This is a genomic window from Nocardioides sp. Root151, from assembly GCF_001427925.1.
Taxonomy (GTDB): domain Bacteria; phylum Actinomycetota; class Actinomycetes; order Propionibacteriales; family Nocardioidaceae; genus Nocardioides.
Map to the genome: position 1 here is coordinate 44521 of NZ_LMGG01000008.1, position 17527 is coordinate 62047.

The following is a 17527-nucleotide window of genomic DNA, read 5'->3' on the forward strand; positions in this document are numbered from 1 at the left end:
ATGACCGGGCGGGTCCAGCACGTCGTCATCGACGCGCCCGAACGGCGCAATGCCCTGTCGCTGTCCGTGCTCGATTCGCTCACGACGGCCTTCACCACACTCGCGTGCGACGTCACAGGTGTCGTGCTGCACGGCAACGGTGACGTCTTCAGTGCCGGCGCAGACTTCCGGGAGATCACCGGGACCACGGACGACGTGGGTTACGACGAGGCCGTCGCAGCAGCTTCTCGCGCGATCCGCGCAGCGCCGGTCGCCGTCGTGGCCGCACTCGAGGGCCCGTGCCTGGGAGCAGCCGCCGACCTGGCCCTCTCCTGCGACCTGCGGGTGGCCGCGGAGGGCAGCTACCTCCAGGTGCCCGCCGTACGACTCGGACTGCTGTACAACCCGGAGTCACTCGGCCGGCTCTGTGACGCCTACCCGCGCGACGCCGTACGCCGGCTGCTGCTGCTCGGCGAACGCTTCGACCACGACTCGGCCCGGGCGGCAGGTCTGGTCTCCCAGGTCGTGGCGAAGGGCACGGCTGTCGCGACCGCGGAGGCACTCCTGGGCGCCACCACCACCGAGCACCTGGCCGCAGTCGCCGCGACGAAGGCCGTGCTCAACAGCCACGACGCGGGCACGTTCGACCCCGTGGAATGGCAGTCATCCCGTCTCGCCCTGCTCGGATCCCCGGAGCGCGCATCCGCGGTCGCCCGGGCCCGCAGCAAGCACCTCACGAAAGAAGGACAGCATGAGTGACGCCACCAACCTCAAGCGCGCCGACAACCCGCGCGACTTCCTCGACCTCGACACGCTCATCGACCACGAGGAACGCGCCATCCAGCAGACCGTCCGCAGCTTCGTGGTCAACCGGGTCCTTCCCGAGATCGGCGACTGGTACGACCAAGGCGTCTTCCCACGGGAGCTGGCCAAGGAGATGGGCGGCCTCGGTCTGCTCGGCATGCACCTCGAGGGCTACGACTGTGCCGGAACGAACGCGGTCAGCTACGGCCTGGCCTGCCTCGAGCTCGAAGCCGGGGACTCCGGCTTCCGCAGCTTCGTGTCGGTGCAGGGATCCCTGGCGATGTTCCCGATCCACGCCTACGGGTCGGAGGAGCAGAAGGAAGCCTGGCTTCCGGGCATGGCCGCCGGCGAGATCATCGGCTGCTTCGGGCTCACCGAGCCCGACTCGGGCTCGGACCCCGGCAGCATGAAGACCCAGGCCCGTCGTGACGGCACCGACTGGGTGCTCAACGGCACCAAGATGTGGATCACGAACGCACCGATCGCGGACGTCGCGGTCATCTGGGCGAGGACCGACGACGGCATCCGGGGGTTCATCGTCCCGACCGGCACTCCGGGCTTCACGGTCAACACCATCCACAAGAAGGCATCGCTGCGGGCGTCGGTGACCGGCGAGATCGTGCTCGAGGACGTGCGGCTGCCCCAGACCGCGGTGCTGCCCGGTGTCACCGGCCTGCGCGGGCCCCTGTCGTGCCTGAACGAGGCCCGCTTCGGGATCCTGTTCGGCGCCGTCGGGGCCGGCCGTGCCTGCTACGAGGCGGCTCTGGACTACAGCCTCTCCCGTGAGCAGTTCGGCAAGCCCATCGCCGGCTTCCAGCTGGTCCAGCGCAAGCTCGTGGAGATGCTGGTCAGCGTCAACCGCTCGACCCTGGTGGCCCTTCATCTGGGGCGACTCAAGGACGCCGGCACGCTGACGCCGGCGCAGGTCAGCTTCGGCAAGCTCGACAACGTGCGGCAGGCCATGGACGTCGCCCGCGAGGCACGCAACAGCCTCGGCGCGAACGGCATCACCCTGGAGTACCCGGTGATCCGGCACATGAACAACCTCGAGTCGGTCTACACCTACGAGGGCACGAACGAGATCCACACGCTGGCCCTCGGCCACGCGATCACCGGGACGGCGGCCTACCGATGAACACTCCCACCCTCACCCTTGCCGATCTCGCCGGCACCGACCTGGGCTCGCACACCGCGTCGTACGACGACACGGCCGCGATCCTCTACGCGCTCTCGGTCGGTGCCTCGGCGACCGACCTCGACCTCGTCTACGAGCGCGACCTCCGCACCCTGCCGACGTACGCCTGTGCGCTGGGCCTGTGGGCCGTGGAGTCGGCCGGCCGTCTCGGCGCCTACGACCCGAAGCGGTCACTGCATGCCTCGCAGAAGCTTGTCGTGCACGGCGAGATGCCGGCCTGCGGGGAGATCCCGATGACCGGGCGCATCGCCGGCGTTCTCGACAAGGGCAAGGCCGCCGTCGTCGAGATCGAGGTGAGCTCGCCGGTGTTCTCCGCGACGTACAACATCTTCCTGCCCGGCCTCGGTGGGTGGGGCGGAGACCGCGGACCCTCGGCCCCCGCTGCCGCACCGGTCGATCGGAACGCGAGCGACACGTTCGCGACCAGCCCGGACCTGGCCGCGCTCTACCGACTCACCGGCGACCGGCACCCGGTGCACGTCGACCCCGAGGTCGCGACCGCGAACGGGTTCGACCGGCCGATCCTGCACGGCCTGTGCACCCTGGGCATCGCCGCGCGGATCGTCGCCGGTCAGGTGGGCGCACACCCCGCCGACCTGCGTGAGCTGGAGGTCCGGCTGGCCTCACCTGTGCTGCCCGGCGACGAGCTGCGTGTCGAGTCCGGGGAGGCCGACGGCGTGGTCCACTTCGACGCCCTCGTGGGCGACACCGTCGTGCTCAAGGGCGGAACGGCGAGGTTCGGCGCATGACCACGGGGACGGCAGCGACCTCGGCGGAGATGCGGCGTGCGCTGCACCGTGCCCGCCAGGCGGTGACCCTCAACCCCGAGGAGGCGTCGGTGTTGTTGCAGGCGCGTGGGGAGGACCTGGACGCACTGTGCGAGATCGCCGGCCGCGTTCGTGACGTCGGGCTCGACCAGGCCGGCCGGGCTGGAGTGATCACCTACTCCCGCAAGGTGTTCATCCCGCTGACCCGGCTGTGCCGGGACCGCTGCCACTACTGCACGTTCGCGACCACCCCGAAGAAGGTGCCGGCGCCGTACCTGTCGATGGACGAGGTGCTGGCGATCGCCCGCGAGGGTGCGGCACTGGGTTGCAAGGAAGCCCTGATCACGTTGGGGGACCGGCCCGAGGAGCGCTGGCCGGCCGCGGCCGAGTGGCTCGACGCCAACGGGTACGACTCGACGCTGGCCTATGTGCGGGCGGTCGCGATCCGGATCCTCGAGGAGACCGGTCTCCTTCCCCATCTGAACCCCGGCGTGATGGGGTGGGAGGACCTCCAGCGGCTCAAGCCGGTGTCCCCGTCGATGGGGATGATGCTGGAGACCACCGCGACGCGGCTGTGGTCCGAGCCCGGTGGGTGCCACTACGGCTCGCCGGACAAGGAGCCGGCCGTCCGGCTGAGGGCGCTCGAGGATGCCGGCCGCTCGTCGGTGCCCTTCACCACGGGTGTGCTGATCGGCATCGGCGAGACGTTCGCCGAACGCGCCGACGCGATCTTCGCGCTGCGCGGGATTGCGCGGCAGTACGGCAACATCCAGGAAGTCATCGTGCAGAACTTCCGCGCCAAGCCGGACACGGCGATGGCCCACGAGGATGACGCCGAGCTGGCGGAGCTGGCGGCGACCGTGGCGGTGGCCCGTGTCGTGCTCGGTCCGTCGATGCGGATCCAGGCGCCGCCGAACCTGATCGACGACCAGTTCGCGCTGCTGCTGCGGGCCGGCATCGATGACTGGGGTGGTGTCTCACCCTTGACCGCGGACCACGTGAACCCCGAACGGCCGTGGCCACAGATCGACGAGCTCGCCCTGCGCACCGCGGAGCAGGGCTTCGAGCTGCGTGAGCGACTGACCATCTACCCGGAGTTCGTGCTGCGGGGTGAGCCGTGGTTGGACCCGCGCCTGCGCCACCACGTCGACGGATTGGCCGATGCACGTGGCCTGGCACTCGAGTCGGCTGTGCCGGTGGGTCTGCCGTGGCAGGAGCCGGATCTCGACTGGACCAGCTCGGGCCGCACCGACCTGCACCGGAGCATCGACACGACCGGCCGGACCCATGACCGTCGAGACGACTTCGACCAGGTGTACGGCGACTGGGACGCCCTGCAGGACGCCTCCCTGCACACGGTCCCGGCCCGCCTGGATGGTGACGTCGCGGCTGCCCTGCGCTCTGCCGAACGCGACCCGGCCGGTCTCAGTGACGACGAGGCGATGCTGCTGTTCCAGGCCGAGGGGCCTGCACTGGAGGCACTGTGTCGCCTGGCCGACGACGTACGTCGAGCCGTGGTCGGTGACGACGTGACGTATGTGGTGAACCGCAACATCAACTTCACCAACGTCTGTTACACCGGCTGTCGGTTCTGTGCGTTCGCGCAGCGCCGTACGGATGCCGACGCGTTCACCCTGTCCCTGGACGAGGTCGGCAAGCGGGCCGAGGAGGCCTGGGCGGTCGGCGCGACCGAGATCTGCATGCAGGGCGGGATCCATCCGGAGCTGCCCGGGACGGCGTACTTCGAGCTGGCCCGCGAGATCAAGCGCCGGGTCCCCGACATCCACCTGCACGCCTACTCGCCCATGGAGATCCTCAACGGCGCGGCCCGCACCGGGTTGTCGTTCCGGGAGTTCCTGGTCGCGGCCAAGGAGGCCGGGGTCGACTCGATCCCCGGCACCGCGGCGGAGATCCTCGATGACGAGGTGCGGTGGGTGCTGACCAAGGGCAAGCTGCCCGCCGCCACCTGGATCGAGATCGTGGAAACCGCGCACGAGGTGGGGCTGCGCTCGTCGTCGACGATGATGTACGGCCACGTCGACGAACCGAGGCACTGGCTGGGTCACCTCAAGGTCCTGCGCGAGATGCAGGACCGGACCGGCGGGTTCACCGAGTTCGTCGGGTTGCCGTTCGTGCACCAGAGCTCACCGATCTACCTCGCCGGAAAGGCCCGCGCCGGCGCCACCGAGCAGGAGAACCGGGTCGTCCATGCGATGGCCCGACTGCTTCTCCACGGCCGCATCGACAACATCCAGACCAGTTGGGTGAAGCTCGGCGAGCACGGCACCCGCCTGATGCTCACCGGTGGCGCCAACGACGTGGGCGGCACGCTGATGGAGGAGACCATCAGCCGGATGGCCGGTGCCCAGAACGGCTCATTGAAGTCGGTGCGGGAGCTGAACGACCTGGCCGCCGGCATCGGCCGTCCGGCCCGCCAGCGGTCCACCACTTACGGCCCGGTCTGCGAGGAGCGGGTGCAGGCTGCGGCGTCCTTCGACGAGTCGCTGCGCCGGCAACTGCCGCTCACCGTCAACGCCTGATCATCATCAACGCCTGAAGGAGAAACCACATGAGCACCATCGCGATCATCGGAGGCACCGGTCCCCAGGGCAAGGGACTCGGCTACCGGTTCGCCAAGGGCGGCCACGACGTCATCCTCGGTTCCCGCTCGGAGGAACGCGCGGTCGAGGCGGCCACCGATCTGGCCGGACGGATCTCCGGCAATGGGTCGGTCAACGGCGCCGCGAACGAGAAGGCCGCGGAAGCAGCCGACCTGGTGCTGCTCGCCATCCCGTTCGACGGCCACGACGATCTCGTGGCGTCGCTGGCCCCGCAGCTGGCAGGCAAGGTCGTGATCAGCTGCGTCAACCCGCTCGGCTTCGACAAGCGTGGTCCCTTCGGCCTCGACCTCGGGCCGACGTCCGCGGCCGAGACCGCCCAAGGGCTCCTGCCGGATGCTCGTGTGGTCGGTGCGTTCCACCACCTCTCCGCGGTCTCCCTGATCAGCGAGGCCGACCTGCTCGACCACGAGGACGTCCTGGTCTGCGGCGACGACGCCGAGTCCAAGGCCGCGGTCATCGAGCTTGCCAGCACCGTCACCGGCAAGGCCGGAATCGACGCCGGTGCACTGCGCCTTGCCCGCCAGCTCGAACCGCTCACCGCTGTCCTCATCTCGATCAACAAGCGCTACAAGGTCCGCTCCGGCCTGGCCGTCGTCGGTCTCGGTCACTGACCATGGCCCCGCACAAGCCCGTGAAGTGGTGGGTGATCGTCCCGATGAAGGACACCCGTCACGGCAAGTCGCGACTCGGTGGCGAACCGGGGCAGCGACGCCAGCTCGCCATCGTGATGGCCCGCGACACCCTCTGCGCGGTGGTGAACGCCACCGCAGTCGCCGGTGTCCTGGTGGTCTGCGACACCGCCGACGACGTCGAGTCGTTCGACCTGCCCGGAGTGAGGGTGAGGGTCGCCGAAGGACCGGGCCTCAACGAGGCCATCCGGTTCGGCGCCGATCAGCTGCGTTCCGCAGATCCGGGCCGCGACCTGGCCGTCCTGCCGGGAGACCTGCCCTACCTCCGGTCCTCCGAGCTGGACAACGCCCTGGACCGCGCCGGAGCCGTTCCCGTCGCGTGTGTGGGCGATCGAACCGGTCGGGGCACCACGCTCCTGACCGCCAGGGCGGGCCACGAACTGCTGCCGTCGTACGGCGAAGGGTCGCTGCTGGCTCATCGAGCTGGAGGAGCCGTGGAGATCGGTCTCCCGGCCTGGTCCGGCCTGCGTCGCGACGTCGACCATGCCGGCGATCTCACCGTCGATGCGTCGCTCAACGCCCGCACTCGGTCGGTGTTGCCAGCGCGAACCGAGAGGAACCCGGGTCGGGTGCGCCCTTCCCGTGGAGACGGGTCCGTCCAGGGCACTCTCGCGTAGTCGGACGCCGGCCCGGGCAGGCTACGAAGCGACGGCGCGCAGTGCGGCGAGGAGCAGGTCTGGCGTGCCGTCCTTGTCGAAGAACTGGGTGGCGCCGGCGGCGAGCGCGCCGCCTCTCAGCCCACCGTCGATGCTCATGGCGACGGTTGGGATGTGGAGATCGTCGGTGATCGCGCGGAGGAGTCCGAGACCGTCGCTCAACTCCGGGAGAAGGATGTCGATGAGCGCGACCGACGGTCGGTGCTGCCTGGCCGCGGCCAGTGCGGCTTCGGTAGTCGCGGACGCGTCGACGATGTCGAAACCAGCCGCACCGCCGAGGAGTGCCGACAGCGCGGTGCGGACACGGTGGTCGTCGTCGGCGATCAGCACGCGGATGGGCTCGCCTCGACGTCGGACCACCTCGGGCTCCCTTCCAGGTGCGGGTTCCTGGTCCAAGTCAAGCTGGGGCGCACCCGATGGGCGAGAGGCATTCGACGCGGTTCGCGCGCGACAATTGTCCTGGGCGATCGTCAGGGCGCAGGGACAAGCCCCTCCCTGATCGCCCACAGGGCGGCCTGCGTGCGCGAGGCAAGACCGAGCTTGACGAGCACGTTGCTGACGTGGGTGCGCGCCGTGCGTTCACTGATCACCAGGGCGTCCGCGATCTCCCGGTTGGAGCTGCCGCGGGCAACCAGCACGAGGACGTCTCGTTCCCTTGCGGTGAGGGCGCTCGAGGTGGGACCGGGGGCGACCAGGAGCTGGGTGAGCTTGCGGGCCACCAAAGGGTCGAGGTGCACCTCGCCGTCCCGGGCAGCCCGGATCGCGGCAGCCAGCTCGTCCGGCTCGGCGTCCTTGAGCAGGTAGCCGGCGGCGCCGGCCTCCAGGGCTGCGTGGACGCGCTCGGTCTCGCTGAAGCTGGTGAGCGCCACGACCTGTACGGCGGGGTGTCGCTGCGTGATGGCCGACGTGGCGGCGACTCCGTCGAGCCGGGGCATGAGCAGGTCCATGAGCACGACATCGGGCAGCTTCTCGGCCTTGTCGAGGGCTGCCAGCTCGTCGAGCGCCGCCTGTCCGTCCGCGGCCTCGCCGATCACCTCCATGTCGGGGAGCATGTCCAGGAAGGCGCGCATGCCGCGGCGTACGACGCTGTGGTCGTCGACCAGGAACACCCTGATGGCCGGCCGGTCGGACCGGCCGGTCATGGCCGCATCCGTGTGGAGGCCTCGTCCGTGCCGTCCGTCGCGTCAGGCGGACGGACCGGGTGCAGGACGCCCGGCAGCACCGCCCGGACCCGGGACCCGGCGGTCGAGCTCTCGACCTCGAGGCGGCCGCCGAGGCGCTCGGCCCGTTCCCGCATGGTGTCGAGGCCGAGGTGCCCCGGATGCGGGGCATCGGGCACGAACCCGTCGCCGTCGTCGTCGATCTCCACCATCAGGCTGCCCGGGTCGTCGGGGACCTTGGCCAGCCGAATGTCGACGTGGTGGGGGTGGGCGTGCTTGACGCAGTTGTGGACCGCCTCCTGGACGACCCGCAGGAGCTCCTCCTCCGCCACCTCCTCCAGGGGCAGTCGGTCCTCCTCGGCGTGCACGCGCACGTCGAGTCCCTCCCGGGCCGCGACCGCAGCAGCATGCTTGCGCACCGCAGCGGTCAGCCCTTCCTCGTGCAACGCCTCCGGGCGGAGCTGGAAGATCAGCGCGCGCATCTCGGCCAGCGCGCCCTGGGTGAGCTCGAGGAGTTGCCCCACGCCTCGCGACACGGGTCCGTCCGGGTCGGCGCCGGACTCCTGCGCCGCCAGCTGGACGGCGCGGGCGGTCAGGCTCATCGAGAACAGTGCCTGCGACACCGAGTCGTGCAGCTCGCGAGCCAGCCGGTGTCGCTCCTCCAGTGCGGCCTTGCCTTCGACGTCGCCGAGCAGCTGCACGTTGTCGACTGCGATCGCGACCTTGTCGGCCATCGCGGCCAGGAAGCTCGTGTCGGCGTCGGTGGGCTCATGCGCAGTGGGGTAGAAAGCACTGAGCACTCCGACCTCCTCGTTGCGGGCGACCAGTGGAACCACCACGACCGAGCCCCATTCAGCCTCCGCGATCGTCTCGTGCATCGGCGCGTAGCGGGGGTCGTGGAGCAGCAGCTGCAGGTCACGCCGAACCGCGGGGCGACGCTCCTCGAACGCCTCGAGGGTTCCCAGAGGGGCACCCAACCGGCGGCACTTCTCGATGTTGGCCAGATAGTCGGCGCGGTGCCCGGCCGTCCCGGCAGTGCGGAAGGCACGCGTCCGTGGATCGATCAGCACGATCGCGCAGGCCACCGAGCCCGTCGGTGGGAGCACCTCACCCGCGATCCGGTCCAGCACCTGCTGCAGGGACTCGGCGTACGCCAGGCTGGAGGCGGTCCGGGCGAACGCGGCCAACCTCCGTTCCTGTCGCCGTGCCTCGGAGACATCCCGGAACATCACCGCGATCCGCAGGCCGCGGCCGTCGATGAACCCGTTCTCGACGTACTCCAAGGTCAGCTCGCCGTCGCCGACGCCGTCGACGAACCTGCTCGCGGTCCCGTTCGCCGTCGCGGCGCGATCGGTCTGGTCCACGGGAACGAAGGGGGAGCGGTGCCCGGTCAGCTCACCGGCACCGGCGCCGAGGATCCGGCAACCCGCCGGGTTGACGTACAGCCATCGCCGGTCGGCATCGAGGAGGCCGATCCCGAGCGCCGAGGCGCGGACGAGGGCGGCCAGGACCGCAGCCCCCGGTGCCTCGGCGCTTCTCGGGCCGCGGTCGCCCGCGCCTTTGGTCTGCGTCGCTGCCAACGGGTCCATCGCGCCTCCACGGGGGATGACCCCACTCTAGAGCCGCGCAGAGGGGACTGGAATGTCTTGCGGGAGCCGCATGCCGACAGACGTGTGTCGTGGCGGATGCGCCGGGACGCACAAGCGGTGTAGAACCGTAGACATGAGCGGGTACGTGCCCCGGGACCTACGGGTCTTCGTCGTGGACGATCACGACATCGTGCGTCGCGGCCTCCGCGACCTACTGACAAAGCGTGACATCACCGTCGTCGGCGACTCGGGGTCGGCCGAGCAGGCAACCCTCAGGATCCTCGAGCTGCGGCCGGACGTGGTGCTGCTCGACGTACAACTGCCTGACGGCACCGGCGTCCAGGTGTGTCGCGACGTCCGCGCCCACGATCCGTCGATCAAGGCAATGCTGCTGACGTCGGCCGGTGATGAGGAGGCGCTGACGCTCTCAGTCCTCGCGGGCGCGGCCGGGGCACTCGTCAAGCTGGCCGGCAGCGGCGACATCATCGACGCGGTGCGCCGGGTCGGCGCAGGGAGGTCGCTGCACGATCACGCCGACACGGAGCGCGTCGCCGATCGCCTGCGTGCTCGTGCGGAACGCCTCGACCCGCCGCTCACTCCACGAGAGAACGAGAGCCTCGTGCTCGTGCTCGAGGGACACACGGACCAGGAGATCGCCGTGCAGCGAGACGAGCCCCTGACCTTGGTGCGTGAGGAGGTGGCTCGGGTCATCGGCCGCCTCACGACGCACTGAGCGTCAGCTGCCGGTGTCCGAACCGCCGCCCAGCAACCGGGCGATCTCCTTGGTCGACCAGATCGGGCGCACGTCGTCCGGCCGGCTCCCGACCCACCCGACACCCGGCTCGAGACGGCGTACGACGCGGGCGGGCACACCGGCCACGACGCAGTGATCGGGAACGTCGCCACGCACCACGGAGCCCGCGCCGACGACGACGTTGCGGCCGATCGTCGTGCCCGGCAGGATCACGGCGCCGTGGCCGATCCAGGAGCCGGAGCCGATCGAGACCGGCTGGTGCTGGCCGAGCTGGTGTCCGATCGGCACCTCGGGGTCCTGGTAGCCGTGGCTGGCGTCGGAGACGAAGACCGACTGGCCGAACCACACGTCGTCACCCAGCACGATGCTCTCGTGGGCGGTGAGGGTGCTGCTCGCGCCGATGACGCAACGGTCGCCGATCACCAGGCCGCGTTCGGGAAGTGGATGGTCGCCGGGACCGTAGCCGAGGGCGAGCGTGCAGTGCCGGCCGATCAGGACCTCGCTGCCGACATGGATGCCCCGCTCGCCGAGGATCGTCGCGTGCGGGAAGGCGATCAGGCTCTTCTCCCCGAAGTGTGCGAACCGGGACGCGGCCCGTGTGCCCGGCGTGATCTCGCCGACCCACTCGACGGCGCGGTGCAGCGCGTGGAGGGCGGGACTCAGCACGTTCCTCAACATCGACACGCACCGCAGGCTAGCGGCTGCCCTGCGGCTCTGGTCATCTGTCCGTGCCCAGCGCTATCTTCGGCGTGACGCCGACGGAGGGAAGGCCATGGCCTACGACGAGGAGATGGCCGAGCGCATCAGGCAGGCACTCGAGGGCGAGGTCGGGCTGACGGAGAAGCGCATGTTCGGCGGCCTGGCGTTCCTGGTCCACGGCAACATGGCCGCCGCCGCGACCAGCAAGGGCGCGCTGATGCTGCGGGTCGACCCCTCCGAGACCGATGCACTCGTGACGGAGCAGGGGGCGGAACGCATGGAGATGAAGGGCCGCCCCATGAACGGGTGGATCACCGTCGACCCCTCGGTCCTCGACTCCGCAGACGCCCTCGATCGCTGGCTCGAGCACGGCGTCGGCTACGCCCGCACTCTCCCTCCGAAGGGCTGACGGCCCGACGCGCAGGCGCATCTCGGCATCATGGCTCAGCGCAGGCCGGGGTGGTTCCTGGCCAGCACGGGGAGCAGCAGGGAGCGCGGTGCCATCTGTGCGAACACCGACGCCACACGGTTGACCTTGCCGGGGATCGCGACCAGGCGGCCACGGTCCATGGCCTCCACCGCGATCCGGGCGACCTCTTCGGCGTCGACCCACATCACCGCGGGGAGTGCCGCCTCGGCGTCCTCGCGGGCGAAGCCGGCGCGCTCGCCGAAGCCGGTGTGCACCGGGCCCGGGCACAGTGCGGTCGCGGTCACGCCGCTGCCGCGCAGCTCACCGGCCAGGCTCTGGGTGTAGGACAGCACGAACGACTTGCTGGCGCCGTACGCCGCCTGTCCGGGGAGCGGCTGGAAGGCCGCGGTCGAGGCCACGTTGAGTACGGCGCCGCGGCCGCGGGCGACCATGCCGGGGAGGAAGCGGCTGCACAGGTCGACCACGCTGGCCACGTCGACCTCGACCAGGTTCAGCTCGGCCTCGGGGTCGGAGGCGCTGACTGGACCGAGGGTGGAGAGCCCGGCGTTGTTGACCAGGATCTCGGGAACGAGCCCCTCCGCGTCGATCCGTCCGGCCAGGCCGGCGCGGCCGTCCCGGTCCGCCAGGTCGAGAGTCAGCACCGATGCCTCGCCGCCGGCGGACCGCAGCTCCTCGGCGAGCGCCTCCAGCCGGCTCGTCGAACGCGCGACGAGGGTGACGTGGTGGCCCCGGGCGGAGAGCTGTCGGGCGATCTGTTCGCCGATTCCGGACGAGGCTCCGGTGACGACTGCGGTCCGGTCGGACGCGGGTGCAGGAAGGGTCATAGGGGAACCGTAGTGGCTCGGATCGAGGCCGAGAACTGGCGACGGGTCGATCAGAACTGGCGACGGGTCGATCAGAACTGGCGACAGGTCGGCAGGTATCTGAGACATCGCGTCACAGATACCTATTTACATGTGACTCCACGTCACATTAAAGTCGTGGTTGACCGCAATGCCGTTCCAGGATGAGGTGCGAGATGGCTGTGACCCAGAGCTACGAAGAGACCTTGGCGACCCTTTCGGAGGCGTCGGTGAACCGGCACTTCGATGCCTTCGTCGACATCGACTGGGACAACCCCGACTACGCGATCCATCACGACGACCCGCGGTGGATCCTTCCCGAGGTCGACCCGCTCGGCCGCCATGAGTGGTACAAGTCGCTGCCCAGGGAGCGCCAGATCGAGATCGGCCTCTGGCGTCAGGCCAACATCACCAAGGTCGGGCTCCAGTTCGAGCAGGTCCTCATCGGCGGCATCATGTGGCACGTCTTCTTCCTGAAGAACGGCAACCCCGAGTTCCGCTACTCGACGCACGAGGCGACCGAGGAGTGCCACCACACCCAGATGTTCCAGGAGTTCGTGAACCGCACCGGCCTCGACGTTCCCGGGGGCCCGAAGTGGTTCCGCGCGGTGGCGCCGCTGCTTCCCCTGGCTGCTCCGGTGCTGCCGGAGATCTTCTTCGCCGGCATCCTCGCGGGTGAGGAGCCGATCGACCACCTGCAGAAGTCGGTGCTGCGCGCCGGCAACGACATGCACCCGCTGCTGCAGCGGATCATGCAGATCCACGTGGCCGAGGAGGCCCGCCACATCGGCTTCGCGCACCAGTTCATCACCCACCGCACCGCGAGACTGAGCCGGCCGCGGCGCGCCTTCCTGTCGGTGATGTACCCGTTGATCATGCGCACCCTGTGCGACGTGATCATGGTCCCGAGCAAGGAGGTGACCGACGCGGTCGGCATCCCGCGCGAGGTCATCAAGGACATCTACTGGCGCGACGCCGAGTCCCGCAAGCTGCTCAAGGACCTCTTCGCCGACGTGCGGATGCTCGCCGAGGAGGCCGACCTGATGAACCCGGTGTCCCGGCGCATCTGGAAGCTGATGCGCATCGACGGTCGACCGGCCCGGTTCCGCAGCGAACCCGCCGCCTGAGTCCGCCCGTCCCGCGACCGAACGGAGTTCCGCCATGCCCCACGTCGTCACCCAGTCCTGCTGCAGCGACGCCTCGTGCGTCGTGGCCTGCCCGGTCAACTGCATCCACCCGGCCCCCGGTGAGCCCGGCTTCGCCGAGGCCGAGATGGTGTACGTCGACCCGGAGTCGTGCGTGGACTGCGGCGCCTGTGTGACGGCGTGCCCGGTCGGCGCGATCGTTCCGCACACGAAGCTGACCGAGCGCCAGCTGCCGTTCATCGCACTGAACTCGTCGTACTTCATGGACGAACCGCACGCGGACCGCACGCCATTGGCGCTGGTGCCCACCCGCCGGGTCGTGCAGGCCGATGACGTGCGCATCGCGGTGGTCGGGGCCGGCCCGGCAGCGATGTACGCCGCGGACGAGCTGCTGAAGAACCCGGGGGTGAAGGTCGACGTGTTCGACCGGCTGCCCACGCCGTACGGCCTGGTGCGCGCGGGGGTCGCACCCGACCACCAGGACACCAAGCTCGTGACGAAGCTGTTCCGGGCGATCGAGGAGCAGCCCGGGTTCCGCTACGTCCTCAACGTCGAGATCGGTCGCGACCTCAGCCATGACGACCTGGCCCGGAGCTACCACGGTGTCGTGTACGCCGTGGGCGCCTCCGCCGACCGCGCACTCGGCGTCCCCGGCGAGGACCTGGCCGGCAGCGTCTCCGCGACGGACGTGGTCGGTTGGTACAACGGGCATCCCGACCACGGCGAGACGTACGTCGATCTCGGCGAGCGGCGCATCGTGGTGGTCGGGAACGGCAACGTGGCGCTCGACGTCGCCCGCATCCTCACCGCTGATCCCGAGACCCTGGCGGGCACCGACATCGCCGACCTGCCCCTGGCGACCCTGCGCGGCAGTGCCGTCCAGGAGGTGCTGGTGCTCGGACGACGGGGCCCCGCCGAGGCTGCGTTCACGATGCCCGAGCTGATCGGCCTGGCCGGGCGCGACGACGTCGACGTGCTGGTCGACAACGGCGGCGAGGAGATCGTCGTGGACTCGCCCAAGACCGCCCTGATCGCGGAGCTCTCACGGCGTCGGCCCACCCCGGGGCGTCGGCGCATCGTGCTCCGCTTCCGGACCGCACCGGTCGCCGTCGTCGGCGACGGCAGCGTCCAGGCGATCGAGGTGGTGCGCACCGACCTTCGTCCGGACGCCGACGGGGTTCCGCGTGCCGTGCCGATGGGGGAGACCGAGGTGATCCCGTGCGCCATGGTGCTCCGCTCCGTCGGCTACCGGGGGCGACCGGTCGACGGACTGCCCTTCGACGACGCGACCGGAACCGTCCCCAACGACGGTGGCAGGGTGCGCCCCGGGGTGTACGTCGCCGGCTGGATCAAGCGTGGTCCCACCGGCTACATCGGCACCAACAAGGCCTGCGCGGAGGAGACCGTCACCGGGTTGCTGGACGATCTCGAGCACGGGCACCTGACCGAACCGACTGTGCCCGTCGAACGACTCCTGATGTCCCTGGAGGGCAAGGTCGTCGACCGGTCCGGATGGCGTCGCATCGACGACACGGAGCGCGGTCGCGGCGCGGAGCGAGCGCGCCCACGCGTTAAGATCGTGGACCTTCCCGACCTCGTGGCGGTCGCTCGGCCGCCGATGACGCAGACCGGTCGGGAGCATCGAGGTCTCCCGATCCGCCAGTCCACGAAACGCCAGACCTCCAGGAGTCGAACACCCACGTGAGTGACGCAGGGTCCACCGACGGTCGCCAGTCGCGCTGGCTCGAGCACAAGCTCGAGCGACGCGGCCAGATCCTCGACGCTGCGCTGGCCGTCATCGAGGACTCTCCGCACGGCGCCGAGATACACGTCTCCCAGATCGCGGCGCGCGCGGGCCTGAGCCGCCCGGTGATCTACCGCCACTTCGCCGACCGGGCCGACCTCGACCAAGCTGTCCAGACACACATCCTCGACTCGCTGCGGGGCCGACTGACTCCGCAGGTGGTGCTGAGCGGGAGCGTCGACGAGATCATCCTGCGGATCGTCTCGACGTACGTCGACTGGGCGGCCGAGCACCCGAACCTGCACCGGGTCGCTGCCCAGGACTTCGCCGGTGTGGCGACGACGAGCCCGCTGCAGACCGCCGTACAACAGATCGCCGCCGAGCTGTCGGGGCTGATCTCGCTGGCCGCGGACGTGCTCGTGGTCGAGCTGGACGACGACGACCGCGCCGCCCTCGACCCGCTGGCGCTCGGTCTGGTCAGCCTGGCCATCAGCGCCGTCCAGCTCTGGTTGGCCAGGCCCGAGCGACAGCCCACGGCCGAGGTGTTGTCGCGGCTGCTCACCGACACGATCTGGTATGCGATCGACGGCCACACCCGCGCCCGCGGTGTCACTCTCGACCCGCACCTGCCCCTTGAGGACCTCATCGAGGCCAGCTGGACCGCTGCCCGCTGACGGGCCTGCGTGTGGCGGCCGATGTGACCGGCGAGACACCATGCCCGGTGGAATCTCCGGTGATGCCGCGGGAGGTGGAGGCTCCACATAGGCTCGTCCTCTGATGACTGACACGCACCTGGAAACCCGGCACGCCACACCGGCGCTGGTCCGCGGACTCGACGTGGCGGCCAAGGGCGCACTGCTGCTGCTCCTGGTGATCGCGTTCGTCGACCCCAACCTCGGCAACATGCGCGACAAGGGGGCCGGTGCCCGGGCCGTCGCCTACCCGATGCTGGCTTTCACCGTTCCGGTGATCTGGTCGGTCTTCTGGAAGGAGCGCGCGTCGTTCCCCTGGCTGGCCGACCTGATGATCACGCTGTCCTGCTTCTCCGACATCTTCGGCAACCGGATGGACCTCTACGACCAGGTCGTGTGGTTCGACGACTTCATGCACTTCTTCAACACCGGCGTGATCACCGGAGCCGTCATCCTGCTCACCATGCATCGCAGCTCCACGCTGCTCGCGACCATCGAACGCGCACTCGCGATCGGGGTCACGGGGTCGGTCGTGTGGGAGCTGGCCGAGTACGCCGCGTTCCTCAGCAAGTCCTGGGAACGCCACGGCGCCTACACCGACACCCTCGGCGACCTGTCCCTGGGCATGCTGGGTGCGGTCGGCGCAGCGCTCGTCATCCACGCGATGTGGAAGCGCGGACGCCTCGGTGACGCGGCGCCGCAGCTCGAGCTCCGCTTCCGGAACCAGGCCTCGACCGTCTGACGGGTCAGGCGCCTCCGGCCGTGGACCCGCCCTTCCGTCGAGCGGACCGTGCGACATGCAGTTCGGCCCTGCCGACGTACGTCGCACGCTCAGCGACGTCCGCCGTACCGCGAACTGCATGTTGGACGGCCCGACCCCTGGCGCGTACGGCGATCGCACCGACCGTGCGGTTCTGGTTGGTCCGGCCCCCGGTCTAGTCCAGCAGGCCCACCGGCCACAGGTCGTGCTCGCCGGGGAACCCCTTCAGCTCGACCCGCCGCGGCTCACCGAAGTCGAAGTCCGCGACCAGGCCCTCGTGCACGGCGTCGCTGACCAGGATCTCGCCGCCGACGGCGTGCGAGGCCACGCGGGCGGCCATGGCGACGTTGCGGCCGAAGTAGTCGCCGTCCTTCTCGATCGCGCGGCCCGTGTGCAGTCCCATGCGCACCTCCACCGGCGTACGCCGCAGCACGCGACCGCGGGCCTCGGCCAGCCCGGCCTGCATGGAGATCGCGGCACGCAACGCCTCGCCCGGATCGCCGAAGGCCACCATGAAACCGTCGCCCTGGGACTTCACGACGTGGCCGCCGTGCGCGGTGACCCGCTTGCGGATGACCTTGTCGTGGGCCTCGAGCAGCGCCATCCAGCGCTGGTCGCCGAGCTGCTCGTTGAGTGCGGTGGAGTCGACGATGTCGGAGAAGAAGATCGTCACCGTGCCGTCGGGTGCGGCGACCTTCTCGATCTCGGTGCGGTCGGCCAGCGCGATGCCGGTCCATTCCTCGATCGAGGAGGTCAGGAAGCCGCCGACACCTTGTTCGCGGACGCGCACAGCCGTGCCGACCGCCGTGCGGAACGCGAACGTGGCGGCCTGTCGCGGCAGGCTCGGCGCGGGCCTCTCGAGTCGACGCAGCAGCTCGTCGCGCTCCTCGCGCAACTGCCTGTTGTGCGACAGGACCCGGCCAAGCGCGACCAAGGAGACGATCAGCGCCACGAGGGCCGCAATGAGGCATGCGGTTGTCGGGGTCACGCCCGTCACCCTA

General features: G+C 70.0%; 18 protein-coding genes. 12 read left to right on the plus strand and 6 right to left on the minus strand.

The window, feature by feature from the left end; translation table 11 throughout:
* Genes ASD66_RS22975 through cofC form a run of 6 tightly spaced genes read left to right on the plus strand, consistent with a single transcriptional unit; the run spans position 1 to position 6672 of the window.
* Positions 1 to 738, plus strand: coding sequence for an enoyl-CoA hydratase/isomerase family protein (locus tag ASD66_RS22975; RefSeq protein WP_056686241.1), 738 nt, complete (start codon positions 1 to 3; stop codon positions 736 to 738).
* On the plus strand, positions 731 to 1918 hold the full coding sequence (locus ASD66_RS22980) for an acyl-CoA dehydrogenase family protein (RefSeq protein WP_056686243.1): 1188 nt from the start codon (positions 731 to 733) through the stop codon (positions 1916 to 1918). Before ASD66_RS22975 ends, ASD66_RS22980 begins: the two co-directional genes overlap by 8 nt.
* Positions 1915 to 2727, plus strand: a complete 813-nt coding sequence (locus ASD66_RS22985; protein ID WP_056892395.1) for a MaoC/PaaZ C-terminal domain-containing protein — start codon at positions 1915 to 1917, stop codon at positions 2725 to 2727. The genes ASD66_RS22980 and ASD66_RS22985 overlap by 4 nt, the downstream gene beginning before the upstream one ends.
* Entirely contained in the window at positions 2724 to 5285 is a 2562-nt protein-coding gene (locus ASD66_RS22990; RefSeq protein ID WP_082599696.1) for a bifunctional FO biosynthesis protein CofGH, read from the plus strand. Before ASD66_RS22985 ends, ASD66_RS22990 begins: the two co-directional genes overlap by 4 nt.
* Before the next feature lie 29 nt (positions 5286 to 5314).
* Positions 5315 to 5977 (plus strand): NADPH-dependent F420 reductase, encoded by a 663-nt coding sequence (gene npdG / locus ASD66_RS22995; RefSeq protein ID WP_056892396.1) that lies wholly within the window; start codon positions 5315 to 5317, stop codon positions 5975 to 5977.
* Positions 5978 to 5979: 2 nt separating this feature from the next.
* Entirely contained in the window at positions 5980 to 6672 is a 693-nt protein-coding gene (cofC, locus tag ASD66_RS23000; protein ID WP_056892397.1) for a 2-phospho-L-lactate guanylyltransferase, read from the plus strand.
* A gap of 21 nt (positions 6673 to 6693) precedes the next feature.
* Here cofC and ASD66_RS23005 read toward each other — a convergent pair whose 3' ends face one another.
* The 3 genes from ASD66_RS23005 to ASD66_RS23015 all read right to left on the minus strand — a co-directional run bounded on the left by ASD66_RS23005 (position 6694) and on the right by ASD66_RS23015 (position 9460).
* On the minus strand, positions 6694 to 7071 hold the full coding sequence (locus tag ASD66_RS23005) for a response regulator (protein ID WP_056686254.1): 378 nt from the start codon (positions 7069 to 7071) through the stop codon (positions 6694 to 6696).
* Between the two features lie 110 nt (positions 7072 to 7181).
* Positions 7182 to 7853, minus strand: coding sequence for a response regulator (locus ASD66_RS23010; RefSeq protein WP_056892398.1), 672 nt, complete (start codon positions 7851 to 7853; stop codon positions 7182 to 7184).
* On the minus strand, positions 7850 to 9460 hold the full coding sequence (locus tag ASD66_RS23015; RefSeq protein WP_056892399.1) for a histidine kinase: 1611 nt from the start codon (positions 9458 to 9460) through the stop codon (positions 7850 to 7852). Before ASD66_RS23015 ends, ASD66_RS23010 begins: the two co-directional genes overlap by 4 nt.
* A gap of 133 nt (positions 9461 to 9593) precedes the next feature.
* Between ASD66_RS23015 and ASD66_RS23020 the strand changes: the two genes are divergently transcribed.
* Positions 9594 to 10193, plus strand: a complete 600-nt coding sequence (locus ASD66_RS23020) for a response regulator transcription factor (RefSeq protein ID WP_056892400.1) — start codon at positions 9594 to 9596, stop codon at positions 10191 to 10193.
* A 3-nt stretch (positions 10194 to 10196) separates the two neighbouring features.
* Here the strand turns inward: ASD66_RS23020 and ASD66_RS25660 are convergent, their stop codons facing one another.
* Complete coding sequence (locus ASD66_RS25660; RefSeq protein ID WP_056892488.1) at positions 10197 to 10892, minus strand: acyltransferase; 696 nt, start codon at positions 10890 to 10892, stop codon at positions 10197 to 10199.
* Between the two features lie 94 nt (positions 10893 to 10986).
* Here ASD66_RS25660 and ASD66_RS23030 point away from each other — a divergent pair, with 94 nt between their 5' ends.
* Positions 10987 to 11322: a TfoX/Sxy family protein gene (locus ASD66_RS23030; RefSeq protein WP_056892401.1), complete on the plus strand. Its 336-nt coding sequence runs from the start codon at positions 10987 to 10989 to the stop codon at positions 11320 to 11322.
* Positions 11323 to 11357: 35 nt separating this feature from the next.
* On the opposite strand, the gene ASD66_RS23035 is transcribed toward ASD66_RS23030, so the two are convergent.
* Positions 11358 to 12167 (minus strand): SDR family NAD(P)-dependent oxidoreductase, encoded by an 810-nt coding sequence (locus ASD66_RS23035; RefSeq protein ID WP_056892402.1) that lies wholly within the window; start codon positions 12165 to 12167, stop codon positions 11358 to 11360.
* A gap of 194 nt (positions 12168 to 12361) precedes the next feature.
* Here ASD66_RS23035 and ASD66_RS23040 point away from each other — a divergent pair, with 194 nt between their 5' ends.
* From ASD66_RS23040 to ASD66_RS23055, 4 genes are all read left to right on the plus strand, one after another.
* The gene (locus ASD66_RS23040; RefSeq protein ID WP_082564040.1) at positions 12362 to 13312 is read left to right on the plus strand and encodes an AurF N-oxygenase family protein; all 951 of its coding nucleotides are present in this window, start codon (positions 12362 to 12364) and stop codon (positions 13310 to 13312) included.
* A gap of 34 nt (positions 13313 to 13346) precedes the next feature.
* The gene (locus ASD66_RS23045; protein WP_056892403.1) at positions 13347 to 15035 is read left to right on the plus strand and encodes an FAD-dependent oxidoreductase; all 1689 of its coding nucleotides are present in this window, start codon (positions 13347 to 13349) and stop codon (positions 15033 to 15035) included.
* Positions 15032 to 15748 (plus strand): TetR/AcrR family transcriptional regulator, encoded by a 717-nt coding sequence (locus ASD66_RS23050; RefSeq protein WP_056686271.1) that lies wholly within the window; start codon positions 15032 to 15034, stop codon positions 15746 to 15748. Before ASD66_RS23045 ends, ASD66_RS23050 begins: the two co-directional genes overlap by 4 nt.
* 103 nt (positions 15749 to 15851) lie before the next feature.
* A complete protein-coding gene (locus ASD66_RS23055; protein ID WP_056892404.1) occupies positions 15852 to 16508 on the plus strand; it encodes a hypothetical protein in 657 nt (218 codons plus the stop codon).
* Positions 16509 to 16701: 193 nt separating this feature from the next.
* On the opposite strand, the gene ASD66_RS23060 is transcribed toward ASD66_RS23055, so the two are convergent.
* Entirely contained in the window at positions 16702 to 17514 is an 813-nt protein-coding gene (locus ASD66_RS23060; RefSeq protein WP_162254307.1) for an adenylate/guanylate cyclase domain-containing protein, read from the minus strand.
* Positions 17515 to 17527: the final 13 nt, after the last annotated feature.